The organism is Sphingomonas sp. (assembly GCF_019635455.1).
Classification (GTDB): Bacteria; Pseudomonadota; Alphaproteobacteria; order Sphingomonadales; family Sphingomonadaceae; genus Sphingomonas.
The window spans coordinates 1-25,494 of the sequence record NZ_JAHBZJ010000015.1; the positions used below are offsets into that span (position 1 = coordinate 1).

30 protein-coding genes and 2 tRNA genes are annotated in these 25,494 nt (G+C 67.8%); 20 read left to right on the forward strand and 12 right to left on the reverse strand.

The features are described from left to right. The 12 genes from KF783_RS15050 to KF783_RS15105 all read left to right on the forward strand — a co-directional run. A partial coding sequence (locus KF783_RS15050; protein ID WP_294080790.1) for a thiolase family protein occupies nucleotides 1–669 on the forward strand: 669 nt, incomplete at its 5' end. Between the two features lie 17 nt (nucleotides 670–686). Beyond that, nucleotides 687–1,448 carry an SDR family NAD(P)-dependent oxidoreductase gene (locus KF783_RS15055; RefSeq protein WP_294080792.1) on the forward strand — a complete coding sequence of 254 codons (762 nt, stop codon included), beginning with the start codon at nucleotides 687–689 and terminating at the stop codon, nucleotides 1,446–1,448. Further along, the gene (locus tag KF783_RS15060; protein WP_294080794.1) at nucleotides 1,445–2,623 is read left to right on the forward strand and encodes an acyl-CoA dehydrogenase family protein; all 1,179 of its coding nucleotides are present in this window, start codon (nucleotides 1,445–1,447) and stop codon (nucleotides 2,621–2,623) included. The genes KF783_RS15055 and KF783_RS15060 overlap by 4 nt, the downstream gene beginning before the upstream one ends. Further along, nucleotides 2,620–3,396, forward strand: coding sequence for an enoyl-CoA hydratase-related protein (locus tag KF783_RS15065; RefSeq protein ID WP_294080799.1), 777 nt, complete (start codon nucleotides 2,620–2,622; stop codon nucleotides 3,394–3,396). Before KF783_RS15060 ends, KF783_RS15065 begins: the two co-directional genes overlap by 4 nt. Nucleotides 3,397–3,398: 2 nt before the next feature. After that, nucleotides 3,399–4,469, forward strand: coding sequence for a phosphotransferase (locus KF783_RS15070; RefSeq protein WP_294080801.1), 1,071 nt, complete (start codon nucleotides 3,399–3,401; stop codon nucleotides 4,467–4,469). Then, on the forward strand, nucleotides 4,466–5,245 hold the full coding sequence (locus KF783_RS15075; RefSeq protein ID WP_294080803.1) for an enoyl-CoA hydratase-related protein: 780 nt from the start codon (nucleotides 4,466–4,468) through the stop codon (nucleotides 5,243–5,245). Before KF783_RS15070 ends, KF783_RS15075 begins: the two co-directional genes overlap by 4 nt. Nucleotides 5,246–5,249: 4 nt before the next feature. Beyond that, on the forward strand, nucleotides 5,250–6,410 hold the full coding sequence (locus tag KF783_RS15080) for an acetyl-CoA C-acetyltransferase (protein WP_294080805.1): 1,161 nt from the start codon (nucleotides 5,250–5,252) through the stop codon (nucleotides 6,408–6,410). After that, complete coding sequence (locus KF783_RS15085; protein ID WP_294080807.1) at nucleotides 6,410–7,396, forward strand: nitronate monooxygenase family protein; 987 nt, start codon at nucleotides 6,410–6,412, stop codon at nucleotides 7,394–7,396. Before KF783_RS15080 ends, KF783_RS15085 begins: the two co-directional genes overlap by 1 nt. Next, nucleotides 7,393–7,728: a 2Fe-2S iron-sulfur cluster-binding protein gene (locus KF783_RS15090; RefSeq protein WP_294080809.1), complete on the forward strand. Its 336-nt coding sequence runs from the start codon at nucleotides 7,393–7,395 to the stop codon at nucleotides 7,726–7,728. Before KF783_RS15085 ends, KF783_RS15090 begins: the two co-directional genes overlap by 4 nt. Before the next feature lie 2 nt (nucleotides 7,729–7,730). After that, a complete protein-coding gene (locus KF783_RS15095; protein ID WP_294080811.1) occupies nucleotides 7,731–8,831 on the forward strand; it encodes a CaiB/BaiF CoA-transferase family protein in 1,101 nt (366 codons plus the stop codon). 330 nt (nucleotides 8,832–9,161) lie between these two features. Further along, entirely contained in the window at nucleotides 9,162–9,761 is a 600-nt protein-coding gene (locus tag KF783_RS15100) for a tyrosine-type recombinase/integrase (protein ID WP_294080853.1), read from the forward strand. 31 nt (nucleotides 9,762–9,792) lie between these two features. Continuing rightward, nucleotides 9,793–9,866, forward strand: a tRNA-Gly gene (locus KF783_RS15105). 43 nt (nucleotides 9,867–9,909) lie between these two features. Here KF783_RS15105 and KF783_RS15110 read toward each other — a convergent pair. Further along, entirely contained in the window at nucleotides 9,910–10,569 is a 660-nt protein-coding gene (locus KF783_RS15110; protein ID WP_294080854.1) for a uracil-DNA glycosylase, read from the reverse strand. Between the two features lie 22 nt (nucleotides 10,570–10,591). On the opposite strand from KF783_RS15110, the gene folK reads away from it, so the two are divergent. Continuing rightward, complete coding sequence (folK, locus tag KF783_RS15115; RefSeq protein ID WP_294080812.1) at nucleotides 10,592–11,062, forward strand: 2-amino-4-hydroxy-6-hydroxymethyldihydropteridine diphosphokinase; 471 nt, start codon at nucleotides 10,592–10,594, stop codon at nucleotides 11,060–11,062. 42 nt (nucleotides 11,063–11,104) lie between these two features. Continuing rightward, nucleotides 11,105–11,180, forward strand: a tRNA-Lys gene (locus KF783_RS15120). A 21-nt stretch (nucleotides 11,181–11,201) separates the two neighbouring features. On the opposite strand, the gene KF783_RS15125 is transcribed toward KF783_RS15120, so the two are convergent. From KF783_RS15125 to KF783_RS15155, 7 genes are all read right to left on the reverse strand, one after another. Continuing rightward, nucleotides 11,202–12,128, reverse strand: coding sequence for a winged helix DNA-binding protein (locus KF783_RS15125; RefSeq protein WP_294080813.1), 927 nt, complete (start codon nucleotides 12,126–12,128; stop codon nucleotides 11,202–11,204). Nucleotides 12,129–12,258: 130 nt separating this feature from the next. After that, nucleotides 12,259–13,140, reverse strand: a complete 882-nt coding sequence (locus KF783_RS15130; RefSeq protein ID WP_294080814.1) for a hypothetical protein — start codon at nucleotides 13,138–13,140, stop codon at nucleotides 12,259–12,261. 72 nt (nucleotides 13,141–13,212) lie between these two features. Then, nucleotides 13,213–14,649 carry an NAD(P)(+) transhydrogenase (Re/Si-specific) subunit beta gene (locus KF783_RS15135; RefSeq protein ID WP_294080815.1) on the reverse strand — a complete coding sequence of 479 codons (1,437 nt, stop codon included), beginning with the start codon at nucleotides 14,647–14,649 and terminating at the stop codon, nucleotides 13,213–13,215. Nucleotides 14,650–14,653: 4 nt separating this feature from the next. After that, nucleotides 14,654–14,932: a proton-translocating transhydrogenase family protein gene (locus KF783_RS15140; protein ID WP_294080816.1), complete on the reverse strand. Its 279-nt coding sequence runs from the start codon at nucleotides 14,930–14,932 to the stop codon at nucleotides 14,654–14,656. Between the two features lie 3 nt (nucleotides 14,933–14,935). Further along, complete coding sequence (locus tag KF783_RS15145; RefSeq protein WP_294080817.1) at nucleotides 14,936–15,751, reverse strand: hypothetical protein; 816 nt, start codon at nucleotides 15,749–15,751, stop codon at nucleotides 14,936–14,938. Between the two features lie 4 nt (nucleotides 15,752–15,755). After that, nucleotides 15,756–16,895 (reverse strand): NAD(P) transhydrogenase subunit alpha, encoded by a 1,140-nt coding sequence (locus KF783_RS15150; RefSeq protein ID WP_294080818.1) that lies wholly within the window; start codon nucleotides 16,893–16,895, stop codon nucleotides 15,756–15,758. A gap of 1 nt (nucleotide 16,896) precedes the next feature. After that, nucleotides 16,897–17,022: an aa3-type cytochrome c oxidase subunit IV gene (locus KF783_RS15155; protein WP_294080820.1), complete on the reverse strand. Its 126-nt coding sequence runs from the start codon at nucleotides 17,020–17,022 to the stop codon at nucleotides 16,897–16,899. A 148-nt stretch (nucleotides 17,023–17,170) separates the two neighbouring features. Here KF783_RS15155 and KF783_RS15160 point away from each other — a divergent pair, with 148 nt between their 5' ends. The 3 genes from KF783_RS15160 to KF783_RS15170 all read left to right on the forward strand — a co-directional run bounded on the left by KF783_RS15160 (nucleotide 17,171) and on the right by KF783_RS15170 (nucleotide 20,073). Further along, entirely contained in the window at nucleotides 17,171–18,607 is a 1,437-nt protein-coding gene (locus tag KF783_RS15160; protein WP_294080821.1) for a sigma-54 dependent transcriptional regulator, read from the forward strand. 103 nt (nucleotides 18,608–18,710) lie between these two features. After that, entirely contained in the window at nucleotides 18,711–19,469 is a 759-nt protein-coding gene (locus KF783_RS15165; protein ID WP_294080823.1) for an SDR family oxidoreductase, read from the forward strand. 61 nt (nucleotides 19,470–19,530) lie between these two features. After that, a complete protein-coding gene (locus KF783_RS15170) occupies nucleotides 19,531–20,073 on the forward strand; it encodes a hypothetical protein (RefSeq protein WP_294080825.1) in 543 nt (180 codons plus the stop codon). Between the two features lie 19 nt (nucleotides 20,074–20,092). Here the strand turns inward: KF783_RS15170 and folP are convergent, their stop codons facing one another. The 3 genes from folP to KF783_RS15185 are packed head-to-tail and all read right to left on the reverse strand — an operon-like array spanning nucleotide 20,093 to nucleotide 22,592. Then, entirely contained in the window at nucleotides 20,093–21,181 is a 1,089-nt protein-coding gene (gene folP, locus KF783_RS15175; RefSeq protein ID WP_294080827.1) for a dihydropteroate synthase, read from the reverse strand. Continuing rightward, on the reverse strand, nucleotides 21,178–21,597 hold the full coding sequence (locus KF783_RS15180; RefSeq protein ID WP_294080829.1) for a VOC family protein: 420 nt from the start codon (nucleotides 21,595–21,597) through the stop codon (nucleotides 21,178–21,180). Before KF783_RS15180 ends, folP begins: the two co-directional genes overlap by 4 nt. After that, on the reverse strand, nucleotides 21,594–22,592 hold the full coding sequence (locus KF783_RS15185) for a D-glycerate dehydrogenase (protein ID WP_294080831.1): 999 nt from the start codon (nucleotides 22,590–22,592) through the stop codon (nucleotides 21,594–21,596). The genes KF783_RS15180 and KF783_RS15185 overlap by 4 nt, the downstream gene beginning before the upstream one ends. Nucleotides 22,593–22,699: 107 nt before the next feature. Here KF783_RS15185 and KF783_RS15190 point away from each other — a divergent pair, with 107 nt between their 5' ends. Next, the gene (locus KF783_RS15190) at nucleotides 22,700–23,182 is read left to right on the forward strand and encodes an SH3 domain-containing protein (protein ID WP_294080833.1); all 483 of its coding nucleotides are present in this window, start codon (nucleotides 22,700–22,702) and stop codon (nucleotides 23,180–23,182) included. A gap of 49 nt (nucleotides 23,183–23,231) precedes the next feature. On the opposite strand, the gene KF783_RS15195 is transcribed toward KF783_RS15190, so the two are convergent. Next, nucleotides 23,232–24,419, reverse strand: coding sequence for an acetyl-CoA C-acyltransferase (locus KF783_RS15195; protein WP_294080835.1), 1,188 nt, complete (start codon nucleotides 24,417–24,419; stop codon nucleotides 23,232–23,234). 73 nt (nucleotides 24,420–24,492) lie between these two features. Between KF783_RS15195 and KF783_RS15200 the strand changes: the two genes are divergently transcribed. Next, nucleotides 24,493–24,741, forward strand: coding sequence for a hypothetical protein (locus KF783_RS15200; RefSeq protein ID WP_294080837.1), 249 nt, complete (start codon nucleotides 24,493–24,495; stop codon nucleotides 24,739–24,741). After that, nucleotides 24,738–25,493, forward strand: a complete 756-nt coding sequence (locus KF783_RS15205) for an A24 family peptidase (protein WP_294080839.1) — start codon at nucleotides 24,738–24,740, stop codon at nucleotides 25,491–25,493. The genes KF783_RS15200 and KF783_RS15205 overlap by 4 nt, the downstream gene beginning before the upstream one ends. Nucleotide 25,494 lies beyond the last annotated feature (1 nt).

Below are 25,494 nucleotides of genomic sequence, written 5' to 3' on the forward strand. Positions count from 1 at the left end.
TTCACCCGCGCCGCGCAGGACGATTATGCGCTGGAAAGCCTGGCGCGGGCCAATACCGCGATCGACAGCGGCGCGTTCGACGGTGAGATTGTCACGGTCACCGTCCAAACCCGCAAGGGTCCGGTCGAGGTCAGCCGGGATGAGCAGCCCGGCAACGCCCGGCCGGACAAGATTCCCGGCCTGCGCCCCGCCTTTGCCAAGGACGGCACGATCACGGCGGCCAGTTCCGCCTCCATCTCCGACGGGGCGGCGGCGCTGGTGCTGACGCGCGAAAGCGTCGCAGCGGCACAGGGGCTGACCGCCCATGCGCGGATCGTCGCAACCGCTGCCCATGCCCATGCACCCGCGCTGTTCACGACGGCGCCGGTCTTCGCGATCCGCAAGGTGCTGAACAAGGCAGGCTGGAGCGTCGCCGACGTCGATCTGTTCGAGGTGAACGAGGCGTTCGCGGCGGTCGCGATGATCGCGATGCACGATCTGGGCATCGCCCGCGACCGGATGAATGTGAACGGCGGCGCGACGGCGCTTGGCCATCCGATCGGCGCCAGCGGCGCGCGCATCATCGTCACGCTGATCGCCGCGCTTAAGGCACGCGGCGGCACGCGCGGTGTAGCCGCACTATGCATCGGTGGCGGCGAGGCGACCGCCATCGCCATCGAACTCATCTGAACAAAGGACCGGCCATCATGGATATCAACGGCGTCGCAGCGATCGTTACCGGGGGTGCATCGGGTCTGGGCGGGGGTACCGCACAGCGGCTGGCGGCACAGGGCGCGAAAGTCACTGTCTTCGATCTCAACGCCGATCTCGGCACCGCGCTGGCCAGCGAGATCGGCGGCCATTTCGTGCGCGTCGACGTGACCGACGAACAGGGCGTCGGCGATGCGATCGCACAGGCCGAAGCCGTCAACGGCAAGGCACGGATCCTGGTCAACTGCGCGGGTATCGGCCCGCCGGCCAAGGTGATCGACCGTGACGGCAACCCGCTGCCGCTCGCCGCCTTCGCGAAGATCGTGACGATCAACCTGATCGGCACCTTCAACGTCACGTCGAAATTCGCCGCCGCGCTCCACACCGCTGACCCCGTCGGAGAAGAGCGCGGGGTCATCGTCAATACCGCATCGGTCGCTGCCTATGACGGCCAGATCGGCCAGGCGGCCTATGCGGCGTCCAAGGGCGGCGTGGTGGGCATGACGCTGCCGATCGCACGCGAACTCGCCCGCTACGGCATCCGGGTGATGACGATCGCGCCGGGCATCTTTTGGACGCCGCTCCTCGCGTCGCTGCCGCAGGAGGCGCAGGACAGCCTTGGCGCGCAGGTGCCGTTCCCCTCGCGCCTCGGCCAGCCCGACGAATATGCCCGGCTGGTCGAAGCGATCGTCACCAACCCGATGCTGAACGGCGAGACGATCCGCATCGACGGCGCGATCCGGATGGCCCCACGATGAGCGGGATGGGACCCGCCCCGTCGGCCCGCGCGGCCGAGATCGGCGAGCGCGTCGAGGCGTTCGTGCGCGACGTCGTCGCACCCTATGAACGCGATCCCCGTCGCGACGCGCACGGCCCGAGCGACGACCTTGTCCGCGAACTGCGCGCGAAGGCGCGCGCGGCGGGCGTGCTGACGCCGCATATCCTCGCCGATGGCAGCCACCTCGATCAGCGGGAGACGGCGTTCGTGCTGCGCCAGTCCGGCCTCTCCCCGCTCGGGCCGATCGCCGTGAACACCGCCGCGCCCGACGAGGGCAACATGTATCTCCTCGGCAAAGTCGGGAGCGAGGACCAGAAGCGGCGCTTCCTGGAACCGATGGTCCGGGGCGAGGTTCGCTCCGCGTTCTTCATGACCGAGCCTGCCGAGGACGGGGGTGCGGGATCGGATCCGTCGATGATGCAGACCAGTGCGACGCTCGATTGCAATCATTGGGTGGTGAACGGACGCAAGGCGTTCATCACGGGGGCCGAGGGCGCGCAGGTCGGTATCGTCATGGCCAAGTCCGATGACGGTGCGTGCATGTTCCTGGTCGACCTGCCTGATCCGGCGATCACCGTGGAACGGGTGCTCGACACCATCGATTCCTCGATGCCCGGCGGCCACGCCGTCGTCCGCATCGACAATCTGCGCGTGCCGGCCGATCAGATGCTCGGCCACAGCGGCGAGGGGTTCAAATATGCGCAGATACGCCTCGCTCCGGCCCGCCTCTCCCATTGCATGCGCTGGCTCGGGGCGTGCATCCGTGCGAACGAGATAGCGACCGACTATGCCTGTCGTCGCCACGCCTTCGGCAAGCCGCTCATCGACCATGAGGGTGTCGGCTTCATGCTTGCCGAAAATCTGATCGACCTCAAGCAGGCCGAGTTGATGATCGACTGGTGCGCCGGTGTCCTCGACGCGGGCGAGCAGGGCGGTGCGGAAAGTTCGATGGCGAAGGTCGCGGTATCCGAAGCGCTCATGCGCGTCGCCGATCGCTGCGTCCAGGCGATGGGCGGCACCGGCGTCACCGGCGACACGATCGTCGAGCAGGTGTTCCGCGAAATCCGCGCCTTCCGCATCTACGACGGCCCGACCGAGGTCCACAAATGGAGCCTCGCCAAGAAAATCAAGCGCAACCGGAAGGTGGTACCGTGAGTCCCCGGTTCATCCGGATCGAGCGCAAGGAGAGGCTGACGATCGTCACGATTGACCGGCCCGAGGCGCACAATGCCCTCCACGCCGCGGCGCATGAGGAACTCGCCGCCGCCTTTGACGACTTCGGGAACGACCCTGACCAGTGGGTGGCGATCATCACCGGCGCGGGGGAGAAGGCGTTCTGCGCCGGTCACGACCTGAAGCAGCAGGCATCGGGCGGCGGCATGTCCACGCCGCCGAGCGGGTTTGCCGGGCTGACCGCGCGCTTCGATCTCGCCAAGCCGGTCATCGCCGCGGTCAACGGCGTGGCGATGGGTGGTGGTTTCGAGATCGCTCTCGCCTGCGACATCGTCGTGGCGACGCAACGGGCGGTGTTCGCGTTGCCGGAACCCCGTGTCGGGCTCGCGGCCCTCGCCGGCGGCCTGCAACGGCTGCCGCAGGCGATCGGCGTCAAACACGCCCTGGGGATGATGCTCACCGGACGACGGGTTTCGGCGGATGAAGGCGCGCGGCTCGGTTTCGTCAACGAAGTGGTCGCCGGCGATGCGCTGGCGGCCGCCGAACGCTGGGCCGGCGAGATTCTGGCCTGCAGCCCGATGTCGGTGCGCGCTACGAAGGAGGCGGTCCTTCGGGGGCTTGGGGTGCCAGTCGCACGAGCGCTGATCGACGAATGGTCCTACCCGGCGATGAAGGCGATGCTGGCATCGGCCGACGCGATCGAGGGTCCGGCGGCCTTTGCCGAGAAGCGCACGCCGGCATGGTCGGGGAAGTGACGATGCCTAACGCGCTCGATCAAGCGGCGAACGCCGGCACGACCCCGGTGCGGGACGCGCATCGTTTCGACGAGGATGCGCTCGCGGCCTGGATGCGGGCGAACGTCGCCGACTTCGCCGGGCCATTGCGCGTCGAACAGTTCAAGGGCGGCCAGTCCAATCCCACCTATCGCCTGACGACGCCCGGCGCGAGCTACGTCCTGCGGCGCAAGCCGCCGGGTGATCTGGTGAAAGGCGCCCACGACGTGCTGCGCGAGGCGCGGATCCTGTCAGCTCTCGCCGATACTCCGGTTCCCGTCGCCCGGTTGCACGGAACCTGCGACGATGAAGCGGTGATCGGCACTCCCTTCTTCGTGATGGAGATGGTCGAGGGGCGGATTTTCTGGGACGCGACCTTTCCCGACGTCGATACCAGCGAGCGCTCGCGATACTTCGACGCGATGAACGCGACGATCGCCGCGCTCCACTCGCTCGACTATCGGTCGCTCGGCCTCTCCGACTACGGCCGACCGGGGAACTATTTCGAACGCCAGATTGCCCGCTGGTCCAGGCAATATCTCGAGGACGCAGACGCGGGGCGCGATGCGGCCATGGACGCCGTGCTCGCCTGGCTGCCCCAGGCCATTCCCGCTGGCGATGAGACCAGCATCGTCCACGGCGACTTCCGCTGCGACAACATGATCTTCCATCCGACCGAACCCCGCATACTCGCGGTGCTCGACTGGGAGCTGTCCACGCTCGGGCATCCACTGGCCGACTTCGCCTATCACGCGATGATGTATCGGATGCCGCCCGATATCGTCGCGGGCCTTGGCGGTGCCGACATCGCGGCGCTCGGGATTCCGTCCGAGCGGGACTATGTCGCCGCTTATTGCGCGCGGACCGGCCGTTCGGGGATGCCCGACTACGACTTCTACGTGGCGTTCAACTTCTTCCGCATCGCCGCGATCTTTCATGGCATCAAAGGGCGGGTTGTCCGCGGCACCGCGTCATCGGCGCACGCCCGTGAGCGCGCCGCCGCCTTCCCGCGTCTCGCTCGCCTGGCGGTCGATGCGATGGAGGCCTGCCGATGAGCGTCCGGTTCGAGCGTGACGGAGCCGTCGCGGTGATAACCCTCGATCGTCCCGACAAGGGCAATGCGATCGATCTCGCGGTCGCCCAGGCGCTGCTCGACGCAGCCATCGCGTGCGAGGCCGACTCTGCGATCCGCTGCGTGCTGCTGACCGGCGCGGGCCGCATGTTCTGCGCAGGCGGCGACATCGCCGGGTTCGCCGGTGCGGGCGACGGCGCGCAAGTCTATCTCGCGGAGCTGGCTGGCACATTGCACGCGGCGTTGCTGCGCTTCGCGGCGATGCCCAAGCCGATGGTCGTGGCCGTCAACGGACCGGCGGCGGGGGCCGGGATGAGCCTGGCGATGGCGGGCGATATCGTGATCGCGGCGGCCAGCGCCCACTTCACCGCAGCCTATACGGCGATCGGGCTGACGCCGGACGGTGGGACGACGTGGCTCCTTCCCCGGCTGGTCGGCCTTCGTCGCGCCCAGGAACTCGTGCTGACGAACCGGCGGGTGGGTGCCGAGGAAGCGAAGGCGATCGGACTGGTGACGGAGGTTGTCGCCGACGACGCGCTGGCCGAGGCCGCGCGCGGTCGAGCGGACGGCCTGGCCAGGGGCGCAACTCGTGCGCTCGGCGGCGCCCGGGTACTTCTTCAACAGAGCTTCTCCAGCGAGCTGGCTACCCAGCTCGAGCGCGAGACCAGATCGATCGCATCGGCGGGCGGTGGGTCCGAGGCGCGTGAAGGCATCGCCGCATTCATGGCCAAGCGGCCACCCGATTATCAAGGAAGCTGAATCCATGGCCGAAGCCTATATCGTCGAAGCAGTCCGCACCGCCGGGGGGCGCCGCAACGGCCGCCTGTCGGGCGTCCATCCCGCTGACCTGGGCGCCGCGGTGCTCAATGCCCTGGTCGATCGGACCGGGATCGATCCCGCCGCCGTCGAGGACGTCATCATGGGTTGCGTGACCCAGGCCGGCGAGCAGTCGTTCGCGTTCGGCCGCAATGCGGTCTTCGCGTCCAGGCTGCCCGACAGCGTGCCTGCGGTCACCATCGACCGGCAGTGCGGCTCGTCGCAGCAGGCGATCCAGTTCGCCGCCCAGGCCGTCATGTCGGGAACCCAGGACGTGGTCATCGCGGCCGGCACCGAGAGCATGAGCCGCGTACCCATGTTCTCGAACCTCTCGCTGCATCAAAAGGAGGGGATCGGCGTCGGGCCGGTGAGCGAAAGCATCGCGGCGCGCTTCGGCGTCGCCGAATTCAGCCAGTTCCAGGGCGCGGAGATGATCGCGCGCAAGCACGGCTTCGATCGCGACACGCTCGATAGATATGCGCTGGAGAGCCATCGTCGGGCGGCGGCGGCGACCGAGGGAGGCGCCTTCACCGACGAGATCGTGCCGGTGCTGGTCGATGGCGAACCGCACCTGCGCGACGAAGGCATCCGCTACGACGCGACGCTGGAGGGCATCGGCGCGGTCAAGCTGTTGCAGGAGGGGGGCGTCGTGTCGGCGGCGAACGCCAGCCAGATCTGCGACGGGTCCAGCGCCGTGCTGGTCGTCAACGAACGGGCGCTGAAGGCGCACGGCCTCACCCCGATCGCGCGGATCGTCGACATGACGGTGACCGCTGGTGACCCGATCATCATGCTGGAGGAACCGCTGTTCGCGACCGACAAGGCACTCGGGAAGGCCGGTCTCACGATCAACGATATCGACCTCTATGAGGTGAACGAGGCCTTCGCTTCGGTCCCGCTAGCGTGGCTAAAGCATCTGGGTGCTGACCCCGCCAGGCTCAATGTCAACGGCGGCGCCATCGCACTCGGACACCCGCTCGGCGCCAGCGGCACCAAGCTCATGGCGACGCTCGTCCATGCGCTGCGCGCACGCGGCAAACGCTACGGCCTGCAGACGATGTGCGAAGGCGGCGGGATCGCCAACGTCACCATCGTCGAGGCGCTGTGATGGCGCTTCGCACCCGAATCACCGAGCTGCTGGGCATCGAACACCCGATCGTGCAGGGCGGCATGATGTGGGTCGGCCGGGCGGAGCTCGCGGCGGCCGTCTCGAACGCGGGCGGCCTCGGCATCCTCACCGCGCTGACGCAGCCGACGCCCGACGACCTGCGTCACGAAATCGACCGGTGCCGCTCGCTGACCGACAAGCCGTTTGGGGTGAACCTGACGATCCTGCCATCGGTGACCCCGCCTCCCTATGCCGAATACCGCCGCGCGATCATCGACAGCGGGGTCACCATCGTCGAGACCGCGGGACACCGACCCCAGGAGCATGTCGAGGAGTTCAAGGCGCACGGGATCAAGGTCATCCACAAGTGCACGGCGGTCCGGCACGCGCTTTCGGCCGAGCGGATGGGCGTCGATGCGATCTCGATCGACGGCTTCGAATGTGCCGGTCATCCCGGCGAGGACGATATCCCCGGCCTCGTCCTCATCCCCGCCGCTGCGGACAAGGTGAAGGTACCCATGCTGGCGAGCGGCGGTTTCGGCGACGGACGCGGCCTGGTCGCGGCGCTGGCACTCGGCGCCGACGGCATCAACATGGGTACGCGATTCTGCGCGACGGTCGAGGCGCCGATCCACGATGCGATAAAGCAGCTGATCGTCGCCAACGACGAGCGCGCCACCAACCTCATCTTCCGGCGCTTCCACAATACCGGACGGGTCGCGCGCACCAGCGTGTCGGACGAGGTGGTGGCGATCTCCGCGCGACCCGACGCCGTCTTCGAGGACATCCGCCCGCTCGTGTCGGGGGCGAAGGGTCGCGTGGCGCTCGAGACGGGTGACCTGGATGCCGGGCTGATCTGGGCGGGACAGGTGCAGGGGCTGATCCACGACGTCCCGACCTGCCGCGCGCTGATCGACCGGATCGTCGGCGATGCGCGCCGGATCATCGCGGGCCGACTGGCGGGGATGGAGGAGCAAGCGGCATGACCACGGCCATCACGGTCGTCACGCGGGACGGCGAGGAACGCACCATCCAGGCCGACGCCGGCCTCACGGTCATGGAAGCGATCCGCGACGCCGGCTTCGACGAGCTGCTCGCCATGTGTGGTGGTTGCTGCTCATGCGCGACTTGCCACGTCTACCTTGAGGACGGGGGCGGCGGCTTCCCGCCGATGAGTCCGGACGAGGACGACCTCCTCGACAGCAGCAGTCATCGCGCCGCCAGCTCGCGCCTATCCTGCCAGCTGCGGCTGCACGACGCGGGCGCGGGCGCGGGGGCGCGGTCGGGCCTGCGCGTACGCATCGCACCGGAAGAATGAGGATGTCGGAGCCAAGCGGGCCGCTGGTCGGACTGCGCGTCGTCGAATTCGCGAGTATCGGCCCCGGTCCCCACTGCGCGATGCTGCTCGCCGATCAGGGTGCGGACGTGGTCCGCATCGATCGCGCAGGCGGCAACGGCTGGCCGAACCCGATCGTCGACCGCGGCCGGACAACGGTGACGCTCGACATCCGATCGTCCGAAGGGCGCGATACCGCACTGTCGCTGTGCGACGCCGCCGACGTGCTCATCGAAGGCTTCAGGCCCGGGGTCATGGAACGGCTCGGCCTCGGACCCGACACGGTCTGCGCGCGCAACCCCAGGCTTGTCTATGGCCGGATGACCGGTTGGGGCCAGGACGGCCCGCTGGCGAAGGTTGCCGGACACGACATCAACTATATCGCGCTGACCGGTGCGCTCGCCGCGATCGGTGAGCCGGGCGGCAGGTCCATCCCTCCGCTCAACCTCGTCGGCGACTTTGGCGGCGGCTCGATGTTCCTCGCCTTCGGAATCATGGCGGCACTCTGGGAGCGAGAACGCTCTGGCTTGGGTCAGGTCGTGGACGCGGCCATCGTCGATGGCGTGAGCAGCCTGATGACGATGTTCACTGGACTCAGGCCGTCCGGTCGAATCTCGCTCGACCGAGCGCGCAACTCGCTCGGCGGCGCTGCGCCTTATTACAGGACATACCGCTGCGCCGACGGCTTGGAGATGGCAGTCGGCGCGATCGAGCCGCAATTCTGGGCGGAGCTTTTGCGCGTCGTTGGCATAGAGACCGACAACCCGGCGGCACTGCAGCGCGAGGACGCTTGGCCCAACACGATCGCGCTGCTGGATACGGCCTTCGCGGAATCGCCGCGTGCGGAATGGATTGAGCGGTTTCGCGGCTCGGACGCGTGCGCGTTCCCCGTCCTGACAGCGAAAGAAGCTGAATGTGAAGACCATCTTTCGGCGCGGTCCGTGTTCGTCGAGGTGGGAGGGCTACGGCAGCCTGCGCCCGCACCCCGTTTCTCCCGCACACCCGGTGCGATCCAGCCTGCACGTTCTGGAGAGGCGGTTGGGCGTTGGATGGACGATCTTGCGACACCTCCGCGGCCTGTCTGAAGATAGAGCGCAACCTTCTACCGTTCCCGCACGATCGTGGCGCAGGCCGCGACGATGGTGTCTACCATCAGATCAAGGCCGCGGGCATCGAAACCTTCTGACAGCTTGACCAGCCTGAGAGATCCCCGCGCGGACCGTTCCTTCGCAACTAGCTCGCCTTGGTAAACTGCATCTGGACCCGGTAGCTGCCCCAGCGCACACGCGGGGCTGCCGCATGTCCGCTTCGTTGATCATCGTTCTCCGTTCCAGTCTGTCCGCTCCCTGCCAAATACCAGTCTAACTGTTACTTGCACCGCAATCAGGGCCGACATTATCTGGACCGCAGAAGACATCGAGCGGTTCGAGGCGGTGGCATGCCGAGAGGGCCGCAACCGGCAAGCCTTGGTCGATGGTCTCCACCTGGCTGCAGTCACCGGACTGCGCCGAGAAGATCTCATCACGCTTACCTGGTCGCAAGTCGGCGAGTTCGCGATCGTCAAGAAGGCACTCAAAGTGAGCCGCCGAAAGCGCCGCCGCGTCGTCATCCCGCACACGCCACCACTTGAGGAGGTTCTCACCCGCCTTCGCACTCGACCGCGTGTAGAAGGCGTCGACACGGTGCTTGTGACGAACCACGGGAAGCCTTGGACCGTAAACGGGTTCGGCGTCAGCTTCAGTGCGATCAAGAAAGAGGCTGGCATCATGCACGTCGATGAAGATGGCCGGGAAACCCCGAAACATCTTCACGATGTGCGCGGCACCTTTTGCACGATGCTGCTCACCGAATGGGATCTGACCGACGATGAAGCCGCCGAGATCATGGGTTGGTCACCGACCCGGGTAGCTCGAATCCGCAGGGTCTATGTTGACCATCTTCGGGTGGTTGTGGCACTGGGCGAGCGCATCGCTGCAAAACATTTTGCAAAACAACAGGCAAAATCGGAAGCATGATGCCGCTAAGTCGCTGTTTTCACGGCTTTAAGCGGGTATAGCACAATGGTAGTGCAGCAGCCTTCCAAGCTGAATACGCGGGTTCGATTCCCGCTACCCGCTCCAGCCCTCTGCCTCGCGCGCGATAGCAGCCCCCACCCCGTCGCGGCTAAGCCGCATCGCGATCCACGATCGCCTGTGCGAACACCGCCTCGAACATCTCGGCCGTCAACCGGCCGGTATTCTGGTTGTAGCGCGAACAGTGATAGCTATCGATCAGGATCCGCCCGTCGGGCATGCGGTGCCGGGCGAGATGACCAAATCGTGCCTTGGGCAGCCTGCCGCCCAGGATCTTGACCGCGCTCTGATGCGCGATCTGCCCCAGCGCGATGAAGACCCGCGCATTCGGGAGCGCGCGCACCTGCGCCTCCGCAAACGGGCGACAGGTGCGCACTTCTTCGGGTGTCGGCTTGTTCTGCGGTGGCAGACATTTGACCGAATTGACAACGATCAGCCCTTTCAGCTTCAGCCCGTCATCGACCGCGCCCCGATACACGCCATCGGTAAAGCCGAATTTCGCCAGCGTCGCGAACAACAGGTCGCCGGCGAAATCGCCGGTAAAGGGCCGCCCCGTGCGGTTCGCCCCCTTCATCCCGGGTGCCAGACCGATAATGCCCAGCCACGCATCGGGATCCCCGAACGCCGGCACCGGCGCATTCCACCAGTCGGGATGTTCGGCGCGCAGATCGGCGCGCAGCGCCACCAGCCGGGGACAGAGCGGACAATCGCGTGAGGGCTCGGTGTCAGGCAGCGGACTTGGCGGAACCATGCTGGCGGGATAGGCGGTGGCCATGCCGCCCTCAACCCCGGTTCCGCTCTACGCGATCGCGCTCGGTTCGAACCGGCGCGGGCGCCACGGTTCGCCCGTGCGTGAGGTGCAGGCCGCGCTGGTGGCGATCGGCGGGGTGATCGCCGTCTCGCCGCTGATCTCCACGCCCCCGATCGGTCCGTCGCGCCGCCGCTTCGTCAATGCGGCGGCGCTGGTCGAAACCGCCGAGACGCCGCCGCAACTGCTGGCGCGGCTCAAGCGCATCGAGCGCGCGTTCGGGCGCCGGCGCGGACGACGCTGGGACGCGCGGGTGATCGATCTCGACATCATCCTGTGGTCGGGCGGGCCATGGGCCGGGCCGGGCCTCACCATCCCGCACGTCGCGTTTCGCGCACGGGACTTCGTTCTGCGCCCGCTCGCAGCGATCGCCCCGACATGGCGCGATCCGCTGACCGGACGCACGATCCGCCAGCTTGCAGCGCTCACCGGTTGACCCCGCCCGATGCGCCGCCTAGGTGCAGCCAACCCAAGTGTCGGGCCCTTAGCTCAGTCGGTAGAGCAACTGACTTTTAATCAGTAGGTCGATGGTTCGAATCCATCAGGGCTCACCATTTCCGCCGCGACGACACGGATCACGCGGCCGACAGCCCCGCCCGATCGATCGCCGCGAAATATCCGCGCATCGCCGCCGCCGCACGCGCGGTCAGCGTGATATGGGCGCGACGCTTGTCGGTCGGGTCCGGTTCGCGACCGAACAGGCCGGCATCGTGCATCGTTCCGATCCAGCGCAGCGCGGTCGTCGGCGGCACTGCGGCGGCGATGCACAGGCTGGACACCGACACCCGCCGCCCCTCGATCCGCGCCGCATAGAGATCGAGCAGCATGTCCCAGGCCGGATCGGCGAACAGGTCCGCCGCGAAATACTGGTCCCGCAGGCGCCGGACCCGGATCGCGGCGCGCACCGCCTGTGGTTCGGGGTCGGAGACGTCGGTGACCTCCGCGCGATAACCGGTCCCGGTCTCGCGCACAGCCCCGGCATCCTCGCGCGACAGTTCGGCCAGCACCGTGGCCAGGCGCGCCACCTCTTCGTTCAGCAGTCGCAGCCGTTCGACTTCGCGCTCACGCGTCCCGTCATGCAGCCGCGCGGTCGGCGGCATCGTTGCGCGCGCAAGCGCTGCGGCGAGTTCGCCCGGCGCGGCGTCGCACAACAGTGTGGCGCCGGCGGCCAGCAATGGCGTGGCGACGCTGTCGATCGCGGCGGGGTCGATGGTGGCGACGATCCGACAGGCGCGCTCCGCCACCCAGTCCGCGACCGCCCATGCCGCGCCCTCCGCCGCGTCCGGCGCGGCGCCGACCGTGTCCAGCAGGATCAGGCCCAGATCGATCTGATCGGCGACCCGCGCGCGCGCCTGTGCGGGGCTGACGGTTCCCAGCAGCCGCGCGCCGCTTGCCGAGATCAGCCGCTCGGCGAGATCGGCTCGTGCCGGTTCGGCAATCAACAGCGCGCCGGGCGATCCGCCCGCGCCCGTCATCGGAAAGGGGTTTGCGCGTTCATCCATCCGAAACCTCCGCTTTGCACCGCATAGCGGAGATATCCCCTGCCCGGCGGTATGGGTTAAGGGCGGATGCCTCCATTCCCATTCGGTCTTTCCCGAAGCGCATCCGAAACGGATCGAATTTGACCGCCGTTCAGCCGAACACCTCTTCGGCATCGTCGAATTCGTCCTCGACCAGCAGCTTGGCCGCCGTCGCGGTGCTGCCCGCGCTCAACGCGATCCAGATCGCGCCGACCAGCGCGCTGGCCACCGATTGCAGGATCATGCCGGGGGAGAGCATGCCGACGCTTTCCATCTGCTGTTCGGCGACGGCCGCCGCCGCTTCCGGATTCCCGCTGGCCGCCATCAGGTCGGCGAAATAGCTGCCCATCGCAAAGCTGGCGACCGCGATGCTCATCGCCATGCCGATCAGCGTGATGACCAGCGCCGCGCCGAACAGCTTCCAGAAGCGCCCGCGGCTGATCCGCCACGCCTCGCCGATCACGATCCGGCGCCGATGCAGGGTGAGCGGAAAGGCGAGCGCGAAACGGATCATCAGGAACACGACGATCGAAACGAGCGCCAGCACGAGCACGAAGCCAAAGATCATCGAACCCAGTGCGGACTGGCTCGCCGCCATCGCCCCCATGCCGAGTACGCCGAGCAGCAAGCTGAATCCGAACCCGGCCGCTACCCCCGCAATCACGAAGATCAGCGTCAGGCCAAAAATCCGCAGCTCGTCCATCCCCAGCCGCAGATAGGCCAGGCCCCCCGCCTGCGGGCGGAGCACCGCGCGCATCGCGGCCGTGTAGATGACGAGGCCGACCAGCCCGAGCAGCAGGTTGAGCAGGTAGATCGGAACCATCGCCGCCATCAGCGCGCCGGGATCGCCCATCGCGCTGCGCATCAACGGCGCGGTGGTCATCAGGATCGCGATGCTCGCCGCCAGATAAAGGCCGGCCCAGATCAGGACCGCCACGAAATGTTCACGGATGACGCCGAACGCGCCCTCCAGAATGCGTCCCACGCTGAACATCGCCCCATTCCCCCCTCTTGCGACCGGTCAGCCGGCCCCCGGGTGGGATGTTGAAACGAAAACCGCGCGCGATCAATCCAGCGACTTGACGATTTCCTCGACCATCTTCTTGGCGTCGGCGAGCAGCATCATCGTATTGTCGGCATAGAAGACGTCGTTATCGACACCGGCATAGCCCACGCCGCCCATGCTGCGCTTGATGAAGAACACCGTCTTGGCCTTGCCCACGTCGAACACCGGCATGCCGTAGATCGGCGAGGACTTGTCGGTCTTCGCCGCCGGATTGACGACGTCGTTCGCGCCGATGATGAACGCCACATCGGCCTGCGCGAACTCGCTGTTGATGTCCTCCAGCTCGAACACTTCGTCATAGGGGACGTTCGCTTCGGCCAGCAGCACGTTCATATGGCCCGGCATGCGCCCCGCGACGGGGTGAATGGCGTATTTGACGCCGACGCCATGCTCTTTCAGCTTGTCGGCCATCTCGCGCAGCGTGTGCTGCGCCTGCGCCACCGCCATGCCGTAACCGGGGACGATGATGACATTCTCCGCCTGCCCCATGATATAGGCCGCGTCCTCGGCCGATCCGCGCTTCCACGGGCGCTGCTCCTTCGCCTCGCCCGCGCCGCCGCCGCCCGCATCGCCGCCGAACCCGCCGGCGATCACGCTGATGAAGCTGCGGTTCATCGCGCGGCACATGATATAGGACAGGATCGCGCCCGAACTGCCGACCAGTGCGCCGGTGATGATCATCGCGGTATTGCCGAGCGTGAAGCCCATCGCCGCGGCCGCCCAGCCGGAATAGCTGTTCAGCATCGACACGACGACCGGCATGTCCGCCCCGCCGATGGGGATGATCAGCAGGAAACCTATCACGAAGGACAGGGCGAGGACGACCCAGAAAACCCAGACCGGCGCTTCGATCTGAACCGTGAAGAAAGCGATCAGGCCCAGGATCGCCGCCAGCGTGCCCAGGTTGATGACATGCCGCCCCGGCAGCATGATCGGCGCACCGCCCATATTGCCGTTCAGTTTCAGGAAGGCAATGACCGACCCCGAAAAGGTGATGGCGCCGATGGCGACGCCTAGGCCTAGTTCGATCCGGCTGACCGGCAGGATCAGGCCCGCATGTTCGGACGATGCGGGAAAGGCGATGCCGAACGCGGTCGGATTGAGATACGCGGCAACGCCGACCAGCACGGCGGCCACGCCGACAAGGCTGTGAAAGCCCGCGACCAGCTGGGGCATGTCGGTCATCTTGATCTTGCGCGCGATGACGAAGCCGAGAATGCCGCCGACGGCGATCGCACCGAGAATTTCGGGCAGCGAGGCGATTTCGTGTGTCACCAGCGTCGTGACGACCGCGATCAACATGCCGACCATGCCGTAGCGGTTGCCCGCGCGGCTGGTGGAGGGCGACGACAGCCCGCGCAGCGCGAGGATGAAGCACACGCCCGCGACCAGATAGGCGAGCGCGACCCAGGGGTTTACCGGAGCAACTTCATGCATCGGATCAGCCCTTCTTCTTGTACATGGCGAGCATCCGCTCGGTCACGGCGAAGCCGCCGAAGATGTTGACGCTCGCCAGCGCCACCGCGATCAGCCCCAGCCACTTTGCACCCGGGCTGCCCGCCGCCGCCGACGCGACGAGCGCGCCGACGATGATCACGCTCGAAATCGCATTGGTCACCGCCATCAGCGGCGTGTGCAGCGCCGGCGTGACCGACCACACGACATAATAGCCGACGAAACACGCCAGCACGAAGATCGACAGGATCGAGATGAAGTCCATGATTTACCTCAATTGCTGTGCGACGGCAGCAGGAAGGCCGGGAACGGCAAAGGTGCCGTTGTCCATCGAAATGATGTAAAGCCGCTGCGGTCGCATGATCGCGATCTCGGCGGATTGATCGGTTGCCGACTGCACGCCGACCGCCATGCCAAGCACCGGGATCAGCACGCCCGCGCCCGCCGCCTTGCCGGACACATCGACAAAGTCATTCTTGCCTGCCCGCACCAGCGTTGCCCGCAATTTCGTCTTTGCGACCGTTTTGCCCTGCAGCAGGGCAAAGGTGAGGGTCATGTCCTCCGGGTAGCTGTCCGGATCGATCACCTCGAATCGGGCGGATTTGGCCATCGGCGTGGCCGCATTGATGCTGCCTCGCGGTTGTGGCGGCGACAAGCGGGTATAGGCGTAGAACACCGAGAAACTGGCGTCGAACGCACCATCGCCGTCGAGATCGCTGAAGCAAGGCCGCTTGTCGAGCGCCGGAATGAACAGCGACTTCGCCTGACTTGCGCCGGACCAGTCCTTCAACGTGCAATAGCCGACTTTGCCATCCCCATTTGCGACGAGGATCAGCGGCGTGCCAGCCGGAACCGCGCTGGTACTCCCCGCAGGGGTCGCCGCTTCGGTCAGGCGGACCAGCTTCACCGGCAAAATCCGCTGGGTGAGAAAAGGCTGTTTGAAGGGCACGGCCCGGGCCGAAAGTTCGGCAGGCGAGGCCTTGAGCTGCCAATATGCGGTAATCCGTTCCGCCGTCGCAGGCGTTGCGGCCGCCGTCAGAGCCAGCATGGCGATCGCGCGACCGAAGCCGTGGAAGGATTTCATCGGATCAACCCTCCAGCAAGCGAGCGTTCACCACCTTGCCGCCCTGCGTCAGCCGGATGGCGTCGCCGATTTCCTCGTCCAGTACCGGCTTGCCCGCGTCCTTGTCCCAGAAGGCGGAGAGGAAATTGTACAGGTTGCGCGCGAACAGCGCCGAGGCATCGCTCGCCAGCCGCGAGGTGATGTTGCGGTGGCCGACGATCTTCACGCCGTGCTTCTCAACTACCTCTCCGGCGACCGCGCCCTCGACATTGCCGCCGCTTTCGACGGCCAGGTCGATGATCACCGACCCCGCCCGCATCGTCGCGATCTGCGCGTCCGAAATCAGGCGCGGGGCGGGGCGGCCGGGGATCAGCGCGGTGGTGATGACGATGTCCTGCTTGGCGATGTGGGACGAGACCAGTTCGGCCTGCGCCGCCTTGTACTCGTCGCTCATCTCGGTCGCGTAGCCGCCTGATCCTTCGCCCTCGATGCCTTTCACCGCTTCGACGAAGACCGGCTTGGCGCCGAGCGACTGGATCTGCTCCTTCGTCGCGCTGCGCACATCGGTCGCGGAAACCTGCGCGCCCAGCCGCCGCGCGGTGGCGATCGCCTGAAGCCCGGCGACGCCGACGCCCATCACGAACACCTTGGCCGCGGACACGGTCCCGGCCGCCGTCATCATCATCGGAAAGACGCGGCCATATTCGCTCGCGGCGTCCAGCACCGCCTTGTACCCGGCCAGGTTCGACTGTGACGAGAGGATGTCCATCGACTGGGCGCGGGTGATGCGCGGCATGAATTCCATCGCCAGCGCCTCGATCCCCGCCGCGGCATAGCCATCGACGCGCGCGCGGCCGCCATCCTGGCCGGTGCCGAACGGATTGAGACCCGCCGCCAGCCAGGCGCCCGGCTTCACGCCGCGCAGGTCCGCCGGATCCGGTCCCTGCACGCCCAGCACGATATCGGCGTCCTTCAACGTCGCGGCGCGCGATCCCACATGCGCGCCGGCGTCGGTATAACCGGTGTCAGCGAAGGAAGCGGCGTCGCCCGCCCCACTTTCGACCGCGACGTCGGCGCCCAGCGCGATGAACTTCTTCACCGTCTCGGGCGTCGCGGAGACGCGCCGTTCGCCGGACGCCGTCTCCTTCAGAACCGCGATCTTCACGTCAGCCAGCGATCAGCCAGATCGCGAGCGCGCCGACCAGCGCCGAAATGATCGTCCCCACCTTCAGCAGGCGCAGAAAGCCGCCATAGGTGTTCTCATGCGCCTTCATCTCGCCGCTCTGGGCCATGCGTCTTCCCCTTGTAACGCTTGTTTGCGATGGTCTTAGACGGGGCCGGCGCGGCCCTCAAGTCCCGCGATGTTTGTCAGCCTTAAGCCGCTCTTTACCCGCTTGCGGTATCCCGGCTGACCGAAAGAGGGACAGTGGGGACAATCGGATGACGCGCAACGGCCAGCGCCTCCTGATGCTGATCGACGACGAACCGGCGCAGCGCCGGCTGGTGGCGGCGATCGCCGCGCGCCGGGGATGGCGGACGATCTTTGCCGGTGACGGCGAAACCGCGCTGGCGACGCTCGGCACGCCGGACGGCATGGCGCTCGACGCGATCGTGCTCGATCACTGGGCGCCCGATCTCGACGCCGCCGCGCTGATCGCCGAACTGCGCGACAACCGCCCGGCGTTGCCGATCCTGCTGCTCACCGCCAATGGCTCGGTCGTCGATGCGGTCCATGCGATGCGCGCCGGGGCCACCGATTTCCTGGTCAAGCCGCTGGCGGCCGAGCGGCTGCTCGCCGCGCTCGACGCGGCGGTCGGCGCCAAGGTCGCGGGCGAATTGCGTCCGCTCACCGAAAAGCTCACCGCCAATCTGGCCTTTGACGAAATCGTCGGCAGCGCGCCGCAATTCCGCGCCGCGCTCGCGATCGCGGCAAAGGCGGCGCGCGCGCGCGTGCCGGTGCTGGTCGAGGGCGAAAGCGGCGTCGGCAAGGAAGTGGTGGCCGAGGCGATCCACGCCGCCAGCCCGCGCCATTCGCGCCCGATGGTCACCGTCAATTGCGGCGCGATCCCCGCGAACCTGGTCGAATCCGAATTGTTCGGACATGAAAAGGGCGCCTTTACCGGCGCGTTCGAACGCAAGATCGGCCGGTTCCAGGAGGCCGATGGCGGCACCATCTTCCTCGACGAAATCGGCGAAATGCCACTGGACGCACAGGTGAAGCTGCTGCGCGTGCTGCAATCGGGGGAGGTTCAGCCGATCGGCGCGCGCCATTTCTCCCAGGTCGATGTCCGCGTCATCGCCGCCACCAACAAGACGCTGATGGCCGAGGTCGAGGCCGGCAATTTCCGTGAAGACCTCTATTACCGGCTCAACGTCGTTCAGGTGACGATCCCGCCCCTGCGCGAGCGCGGCGGGGACATCGCCCCGCTCGCCCGCCATCTGCTCGGCCGGATCGCGCAACAGCCGGGTCTGCGGCCGCTCGGCATCACCGACGACGCGATCACGCTGCTCGGCAGCTATGACTGGCCCGGCAATGTCCGCCAGCTTCAGAACGCACTGTTCCGCGCCGCCGTGCTCTGCGACGGCGACGCGCTGACCCGCGCCGATTTCCCGCAGATCGCCCAGCTCGCCAGCGGTCGTCCCGCCGGTGGCGCCCCGGCCGGCAATGGCGGTGGCGCGGCGCAGGGCGCCGGCGTCACCCTGTATCGCGCCGACGGCAATCTGCGCGCGCTGGAGGAGATCGAGGCCGATGTCATCCGGCTCGCCATCGGCCATTATCGCGGCCGCATGACGGAAGTCGCGCGCCGGCTCGGCATCGGCCGCTCGACCCTCTATCGCAAACTGGGCGAACTGGGGATCGATCAGAACGCGGCCTGAACCGGTCCGCCCGGATCGATATTCGGCGCCTGTCGGAAACGATCACGCGGACCGGGTCCGGCGACCGCTTCCCCCCGGGCGCATCAGCGCCTAAGGCATCGACATGCGGCAATTCAGCGGAAAGACGGCGCTCGTCACGGGTGCGGCCTCGGGCATCGGTCTTGCGGTTGCGCGCTACCTGGCGGCGCAGGGCGCGGCGCGACTTATCCTGGTCGATCGCGACGAAGCCGCACTGGCCGCGGCGGCATTCGGCGCCGAAACCGTCCGCATCGCGGGCGACGTTGCCGACCCGGCGCTGTGGGATCGGATCGACCTTGCCGGCCTCGATCACGCCGTCGTCAATGCCGGGGTCGCGGGCGCGGGCATGATCGCCGATCTCGACTTCGCCGAATGGCGGCGCATCCTCTCCATCAACCTGGATGGCGCCTTCCTCACCCTTCAGGCCGCGATGCGCGCGATGGCGGCCAGATCCGAAGCGGGCGGGGGCAGCATCGTCCTGACCGCATCGGCGGCGGGCGTGAAGGCGGAGGCCGGGGTCGCCGCCTATGGCTGCTCGAAAGCCGCGCTGATCCACCTCGCAAAGGTCGCGGCGAAAGAGGGAGCACCGCACGGCATCCGGGTCAATGCGATCGCCCCCGCCGGGGTCGAAACGCCGGTCTGGGACGCGGTTCCCCTGTTCGCGCAGCGCGCCGCCGAAATCGGCCGCGACGCGGCGTTCGCCGAAATGGCCCGCATCGCCACACCGCTCGGCCGCTATGCGAAGCCGGACGAGATCGCGGCGCAGATCGCCTTCCTGCTCGGCGACGGCTCCGCGCTGGTGACGGGCGCCACGCTGGTCAGCGACGGCGGCTATACGCTTTAAGGGCGGCGCGCAGTCCGGGCGGGGACTGGCGAAACTGTCATGCGCTCCCATATCGGGGGTGATGCTGCGAATCCTGTTCGTCCTGTTCGGTTTCATCGCGCTGGTCGTGGTCGGGCTGATGGTGCTGGCCGCGGGTGCGATCGCGCTCGGCATCGTCGTTGGCACGCGCCGGCTGCGCGCACGGCTTGCCGCGTTCAAATTCGCGCGGCTGCGCGACACCGATCCCGCCGATCCGCTCGATGCCGCCTGGACGCGCGCCGCGCACGAGGCCGACTGGGCGGTCAGCCGCATCGCCACCGCGCGGAGCAGCTGTGCGCGGCTGATCGCGCTTGCGGATGCCGATCCGCTTGCGGCCGACGCCGTCGATTGGGCGAATGTCGTGCGCCGCCGTGTTCCCGATCTGGTCGCCGCCTGTCTGGACGAATGCGCCGACGCCACCCCCGCCGAACGGCGCAGCAACCTGGAGGATCTGGTCGATAGCCTCGAAAAGATCGGCGCCGAGGCCGAGCGCCGCCGCGATCGCTTTCGCGGCGCCAAGGTCAGCGCATTTCACGTCCAGCGCGCCTATGTCGATGCGCGCACGCGTCAGGATCCGTTGGGCTGATCGGTCCGGCTGATCCGGCCTACCGCCCCACCAGCGCCGCGTCGCGCAGGCCGCGCCAGATGCGCAGCGCCTGGACCGTTTCCGGCACGTCATGCACCCGCAGCAGCTGCACCCCCAGCTCCGCGCCCTTCATCGCCAGCGCCAGCGATCCACCCAGCCGCTGGTCCACCGGCGCCTCGTTCGACAATGCGCCGACGATCCGCTTGCGGCTCGCCCCCAGCAGGATCGGCACGCCCAGTCCGTGGAACAGCGCCAGGCCGTTGAGCAGGGCCAGATTGTCGGACAGCGCCTTGCCGAACCCGATGCCGGGATCGGCGATGATCCGCGCGCGATCGACGCCCGCCGCGACCACCGCCTCGATCCGCGCCTCCAGCCAGTCATACACCTCGACCAGCGGATCGCCATAGCCGCCCGCGCCCGCCGCGCCGCGCCGGGGGTCGGCCGCGTGCATCAGCACCACCGGGCATCCCGCGCGCGCCACCACCTCCAGCGCGCGGTCGTCCCACAGCAGCGCGGACACATCGTTCACCAGCTGTGCGCCCGCCGCCAGCGCCGCCTCCATCACCCCGGCCTTGCGGGTATCGGCCGAGACCGGGATGCCGCTGCGCGCCAGCCGCTCGACCACCGGGACGATGCGGGCGATCTCGTCCCCCTCCCACACGTCCTGCGCGCCCGGGCGGGTCGATTCGCCCCCGACATCGACGATCGCCGCACCGGTCGCCGCCATATCGACCCCCGCACCCGCCGCCGCGCCGGGATCACCCAGATGCCGCCCGCCGTCGGAAAAGCTGTCGGGCGTCATGTTGAGGATGCCCATCACCTGCGGCTGGTCGAACCGCAGCACGCGCTCGCCCAGATGCAGGGGCGGGCGGGGCGCGACGATCCGTGCCATCAGCGCCGCGATTCGCGGATCGTCGGGCAGGTCGGCGACCGGCACCGTCGCCTGCACGATGCGCCGCCCTCCGGCCGCGGCGATCACCTCACAGGCGGAAAACCACAGCAGCCCGCCGGCCAGTCGCGCCAGCTCGCCATCGCGCCCGATCGGGCTATCGGCGAACTGCACCGGGCGAAGATAGAGCCGCGCATCGGCGGGCAGGTCGATCGTCATGTCGCGAACAGCTGCGCCAGGTCGCGAAACGCCTTGAACTCGAGCGCGTTGCCGGCCGGATCGTACAGGAACATCGTCGCCTGCTCGCCCGGCTTTCCGGCGAAGCGTACATGCGGCTCGATCACGAACGCCGTCCCCGCATCGCTCAGCCGCACCGCCAGCGACTCCCACTCGCCCCAATCGAGCACCAGCCCGAAATGCGGCACCGGCACCTCGTCCCCGTCCACCGCATTGCGCGCGCGCACCCCGGCGCCCGCGCCCCGGTGCAGGACCAGCTGATGCCCGCGCAGGTCGAAATCGATCCAGTGTCCCGGATCCTCCCGCCCCTGGGGGCAGCCGAGCAGCCCGCCGTAAAAGGCGCGCCCCGCCTCCAGGTCATCGACCGGGATCGCCAGGTGGAAGCGGGGGATAGTCATGCCCATCCGTCCAGCACCTGATCGGGCGGGCGGTGGCCATGCGACCAGAACTGGATGTTGGCGATCACCTTGTCGCCCGTCGCCTGCCGCCCCTCCAGCGTCGCCGACCCCATATGCGGCGTCATCACGACATTGGGCAGCGCCAGCAGGCGCGGATCGATCTGCGGTTCGAACCGCCACACGTCCAGCCCGGCGCCGGCCAGCCGTCGCCCTTCAAGCGCGTCGATCATCGCGTCCTCATCGACGATGCCCCCGCGCGAGGCGTTGATGAGATAGACCTGCGGTCCCAGCAACGCGATGCGCCGCGCGTCGATCAGATCGCGGCTGTCGTCGTTCAGCGGGGTGTGGATCGTCAGAATGTCGATCCGCCCCAGCATCGCATCGAGATTGGAGTGAAATTCCGCGCCCAGTTCCGCCTCCACGACCTTGGGCAGGCGATTGCGGTTGTGATAATGGATGTCCAGTCCGAACGCGCGCGCGCGTCGCGCCACCGCCTGGCCGATCCGGCCCATGCCGACGATGCCCAGCTTCTTGCCGCCGATGCGGTGGCCCAGCATCCCGCCGGGCGACCACCCCTTCCACTGGCCCGATCGCACCAGCTTCTCGCCCTCCGCCAGCCGGCGCGGGACCGAAATGATCAGCGCCATCGTCATGTCGGCGGTATCCTCGGTCAGCACGCCGGGGGTGTTGGTCACGACGATGCCCCTGGCGCGTGCCGCCTTCAGGTCGATATGGTTCACGCCCGCGCCGAAATTCGCGATCAGCTTCAACCGGTCGCCCGCGCCCTCGATCAGCGCCGCGTCGATCGTGTCGGTCACGGTCGGCACCAGCACGTCGCAATCGGCCATCGCCGTCGCCAGCGCGGCACGGTCCATCCCCGCATCCGCCTGGTTCGGTACGGTGTCGAACAGCTCGACCATCCGCGCGACGGTGGTGTCGGGCAGTTCGCGGGTGACGACGACACGGGGGCGGGCGGGTCGGGGCGTCTGTGCCATGCCGGACCGATTGGCCCCCATGCCGCCGCCAGTCAACGGTTGATGCGCGCCCGCCCCCTCCCCTAGAACCGGTCCGAAGCCGATCGGGGGATTCGATGTCGTTGCGGATGCGTTTGGGATTGTCGCTGGTCGTGCTGCTGGGACTGGGATCCGCCGCGATCGCCGACGCCTGGGCGCAGCAGCGCAAGCCCCCCTATTACGCCTCGATCTCGGCCGGAAAGGCGCGGATGCGCACCGGCCCCGGGCGCAACTATCCCGCCAGCTGGCTCTATGTCCGCGCCGACCTGCCGGTGAAGGTGGTCGAAGTATATAATGACTGGCGCAAGGTCGAGGATCCGGACGGCACCCAGGGGTGGATGCTCGTCGCGCTCCTCTCTGCCACCCGCACCGCGATCGTCACCGGATCGGTGATCGAAATGCGCGACACGCCACGCTTTGCGGGCAGGATCAACTGGCGCGCCGCCCCCGGCGTGGTGGGGCGGATCAGCAAGTGCCAGCGCGGCTGGTGCTGGTTCGACGTGCGCGGGCGCGGCGGCTATGTCGAACAGAACCGCATCTGGGGAACCGATCCGGGCGAAGAGGTTCCCTGACGCGCCGGGGTCGGCCGCACCCCGGAGCCTGCTACGCGGCCACCGCGGCTCAGTTCATCAGTTCCAGCGCCACCGCCGTCGCCTCGCCGCCGCCGATGCACAGCGACGCCATGCCGCGCTTCTGCCCGCCATTCTGCATCGCCGCGATCAGCGTCGCCATGATCCGCGCGCCGCTCGCGCCGATCGGATGACCCATCGCGCACGCTCCGCCATTGACGTTCAGCACCTCGTGCGAAATGCCCAGATCGCGCATCGCGATCATCGCGACGACCGCGAACGCCTCGTTCACCTCGAACAGATCGACATCGCCGATCTGCCACCCCGCCTTGTCGAGCGCCTTTTGCATCGCGGCGACCGGCGCGGTGGTGAAACGGGCGGGGGCGTGCGCGTGACCGGCATGCGCGACCAGCCGCGCGACCGGGGTAAGGCCCAGTTTTTCCGCGACCGACGCGCGGGTCATCACCAGCGCCGCCGCGCCGTCCGAAATCGACGATGCGTTCGCGGCGGTGATCGTGCCGTCCTTGGCAAAGGCCGCCTTCAGCGTCGGGATCTTGGCCGGGTCGCCCTTGGCGGGTTGTTCGTCCCGGTCGATGGTGACCACGCCCTTGCGGGTCCGGATCTCGACCGGAACGATTTCCCGGTCGAACCCACCCGATTGCTGCGCGCGCTGCGCCCGGGTCAGGCTGGCGATGGCGAAATCGTCCTGCGCCTGGCGGGTGAACTGATATTCGGTGGCGATCTCTTCAGCGAACGTCCCCATCGCCCGGCCCGGCTCATAGGCATCCTCCAGCCCGTCGAGGAACATGTGATCGTACAGCCGGTCATGCCCGATCCGTGCGCCGCTGCGATGCTTGAGCGACAGATAGGGCGCGTTGGTCATGCTCTCCAGCCCGCCGGCGATGATCATGTCGGCCGATCCGGCGGCCAGCGCGTCGGACGCCATGATCGCCGCCTGCATGCCCGATCCGCACATCTTGTTGACCGTCGTCGCCTCGATATGCTGCGGCAGCCCGGCGCGGATCGCCGCCTGCCGCGCCGGCGCCTGGCCAAGGCCGGCGGGGAGCACACAGCCCATATAGATGCGATCGATCGCCTCTCCCTTCAGCCCGGCGCGCTCGACCGCCGCGCCGACCGCGGTCGCGCCCAGCTGCGTCGCCGTGGCATCGGCCAGCGCGCCCTGCATGCTTCCCATCGGCGTGCGGGCATAGGAAAGGATGACGACGGGATCGGTGGACATGAAAGCCTCTCCAGGAGTTTGTGTCCGGGCGATCTAGGCGCACGCCTTCGCAAATGCAAAAGGGAGAGCGATGATGGAACCGGTCGATATCCTCAAATGGTTCGCGTCGATCAGCGGCATCATCGCGGCGTTCATGGTCAGCCTCGACAATGGCCGCCGCGTGACGGGCTGGGGCTTCGCGCTGTTCGTCGCCTCTTCGATCGCATGGATCAGCGGCGCGCTGATGTCCGGCGACGAACCGCTGATGTCCCAGAATCTCGTGCTGTTCGGCATCAACATCTTCGGCGTCTATCGCTACCTGATCCGGAAAAAGGGCGCATGACTGATCCGCTTCCGCACTGGGCATGGCCGGTCGTGCTGGGAGGGCTTGGCCTGATGTTTGGCAGCTTCATCGCCACGCTGGTGCGCCGCTGGCCCGAGGGGCGAACCGCCATGCGCGGGCGATCCGAGTGCGAATCGTGCCGCAAATCGCTTCACGCCCATGAACTTGTTCCGCTGATGAGCTACGCGTTGCAGCGCGGCCGGTGCCGGGCGTGCGGCGCGCCGATCCATGCGAGCCATGCCGCGATCGAGGGCGGCGCGATGCTGGTCGGCGCCGCCGCCGGCTTCGTCATGCCGGGATGGGAAGGGCTGTCGGGGGCGCTGTTCGGCTGGCTGCTGCTCACCCTTGCCGCGCTCGACCTTGCCGCCTTCTGGTTGCCGAACGTGCTGACCGGGCTGCTCGCGCTCACCGGCCTGATCGATGGCGTGTTCTTCCTGCCCGGCTGGATCGACCGGCTGGCCGGGGGACTGATCGGCTTTGGCCTGTTGTGGCTCACCGCCTTCACCTATCGCCGGATCCGCGGTCGGGACGGCATGGGCGGCGGAGACCCGAAGATGTTCGCGGGCATCGGCCTGTGGCTGGGCGCGACCATGCTCGCTCCGGTGCTGTTCGCGGCCAGCGTGATCGGCATCGGCGTCGCGCTGGCGCTGCGCATCGCGGGGCGCGAAATGGGGATGACCAGTCGCCTGCCGCTCGGCACGCTGCTGGCGCTCGCGGCCTTTCCCGCCTGGCTGTATCAGGCCGCGCTCTGAC

What these genes read in the sequence shown, in the direction of transcription:
- KF783_RS15160 (WP_294080821.1), top strand. Translation starts at nt 17,171, where the DNA reads ATGACGCGCAACGGCCAGCGCCTCCTGATGCTGATCGACGACGAACCG.
- KF783_RS15095 (WP_294080811.1), top strand. Translation starts at nt 7,731, where the DNA reads ATGTCGGAGCCAAGCGGGCCGCTGGTCGGACTGCGCGTCGTCGAATTC.
- folP (WP_294080827.1), bottom strand. Translation starts at nt 21,181, where the DNA reads ATGACGATCGACCTGCCCGCCGATGCGCGGCTCTATCTTCGCCCGGTG.
- KF783_RS15185 (WP_294080831.1), bottom strand. Translation starts at nt 22,592, where the DNA reads ATGGCACAGACGCCCCGACCCGCCCGCCCCCGTGTCGTCGTCACCCGC.
- KF783_RS15060 (WP_294080794.1), top strand. Translation starts at nt 1,445, where the DNA reads ATGAGCGGGATGGGACCCGCCCCGTCGGCCCGCGCGGCCGAGATCGGC.
- KF783_RS15130 (WP_294080814.1), bottom strand. Translation starts at nt 13,140, where the DNA reads ATGTTCAGCGTGGGACGCATTCTGGAGGGCGCGTTCGGCGTCATCCGT.
- KF783_RS15125 (WP_294080813.1), bottom strand. Translation starts at nt 12,128, where the DNA reads ATGGATGAACGCGCAAACCCCTTTCCGATGACGGGCGCGGGCGGATCG.
- KF783_RS15135 (WP_294080815.1), bottom strand. Translation starts at nt 14,649, where the DNA reads ATGCATGAAGTTGCTCCGGTAAACCCCTGGGTCGCGCTCGCCTATCTG.
- folK (WP_294080812.1), top strand. Translation starts at nt 10,592, where the DNA reads ATGCCGCCCTCAACCCCGGTTCCGCTCTACGCGATCGCGCTCGGTTCG.
- KF783_RS15190 (WP_294080833.1), top strand. Translation starts at nt 22,700, where the DNA reads ATGCGTTTGGGATTGTCGCTGGTCGTGCTGCTGGGACTGGGATCCGCC.
- KF783_RS15195 (WP_294080835.1), bottom strand. Translation starts at nt 24,419, where the DNA reads ATGTCCACCGATCCCGTCGTCATCCTTTCCTATGCCCGCACGCCGATG.
- KF783_RS15145 (WP_294080817.1), bottom strand. Translation starts at nt 15,751, where the DNA reads ATGAAATCCTTCCACGGCTTCGGTCGCGCGATCGCCATGCTGGCTCTG.
- KF783_RS15180 (WP_294080829.1), bottom strand. Translation starts at nt 21,597, where the DNA reads ATGACTATCCCCCGCTTCCACCTGGCGATCCCGGTCGATGACCTGGAG.
- KF783_RS15165 (WP_294080823.1), top strand. Translation starts at nt 18,711, where the DNA reads ATGCGGCAATTCAGCGGAAAGACGGCGCTCGTCACGGGTGCGGCCTCG.
- KF783_RS15055 (WP_294080792.1), top strand. Translation starts at nt 687, where the DNA reads ATGGATATCAACGGCGTCGCAGCGATCGTTACCGGGGGTGCATCGGGT.
- KF783_RS15085 (WP_294080807.1), top strand. Translation starts at nt 6,410, where the DNA reads ATGGCGCTTCGCACCCGAATCACCGAGCTGCTGGGCATCGAACACCCG.
- KF783_RS15200 (WP_294080837.1), top strand. Translation starts at nt 24,493, where the DNA reads ATGGAACCGGTCGATATCCTCAAATGGTTCGCGTCGATCAGCGGCATC.
- KF783_RS15170 (WP_294080825.1), top strand. Translation starts at nt 19,531, where the DNA reads ATGCTGCGAATCCTGTTCGTCCTGTTCGGTTTCATCGCGCTGGTCGTG.
- KF783_RS15075 (WP_294080803.1), top strand. Translation starts at nt 4,466, where the DNA reads ATGAGCGTCCGGTTCGAGCGTGACGGAGCCGTCGCGGTGATAACCCTC.
- KF783_RS15155 (WP_294080820.1), bottom strand. Translation starts at nt 17,022, where the DNA reads ATGGCCCAGAGCGGCGAGATGAAGGCGCATGAGAACACCTATGGCGGC.
- KF783_RS15205 (WP_294080839.1), top strand. Translation starts at nt 24,738, where the DNA reads ATGACTGATCCGCTTCCGCACTGGGCATGGCCGGTCGTGCTGGGAGGG.
- KF783_RS15140 (WP_294080816.1), bottom strand. Translation starts at nt 14,932, where the DNA reads ATGGACTTCATCTCGATCCTGTCGATCTTCGTGCTGGCGTGTTTCGTC.
- KF783_RS15080 (WP_294080805.1), top strand. Translation starts at nt 5,250, where the DNA reads ATGGCCGAAGCCTATATCGTCGAAGCAGTCCGCACCGCCGGGGGGCGC.
- KF783_RS15090 (WP_294080809.1), top strand. Translation starts at nt 7,393, where the DNA reads ATGACCACGGCCATCACGGTCGTCACGCGGGACGGCGAGGAACGCACC.
- KF783_RS15070 (WP_294080801.1), top strand. Translation starts at nt 3,399, where the DNA reads ATGCCTAACGCGCTCGATCAAGCGGCGAACGCCGGCACGACCCCGGTG.
- KF783_RS15110 (WP_294080854.1), bottom strand. Translation starts at nt 10,569, where the DNA reads ATGGTTCCGCCAAGTCCGCTGCCTGACACCGAGCCCTCACGCGATTGT.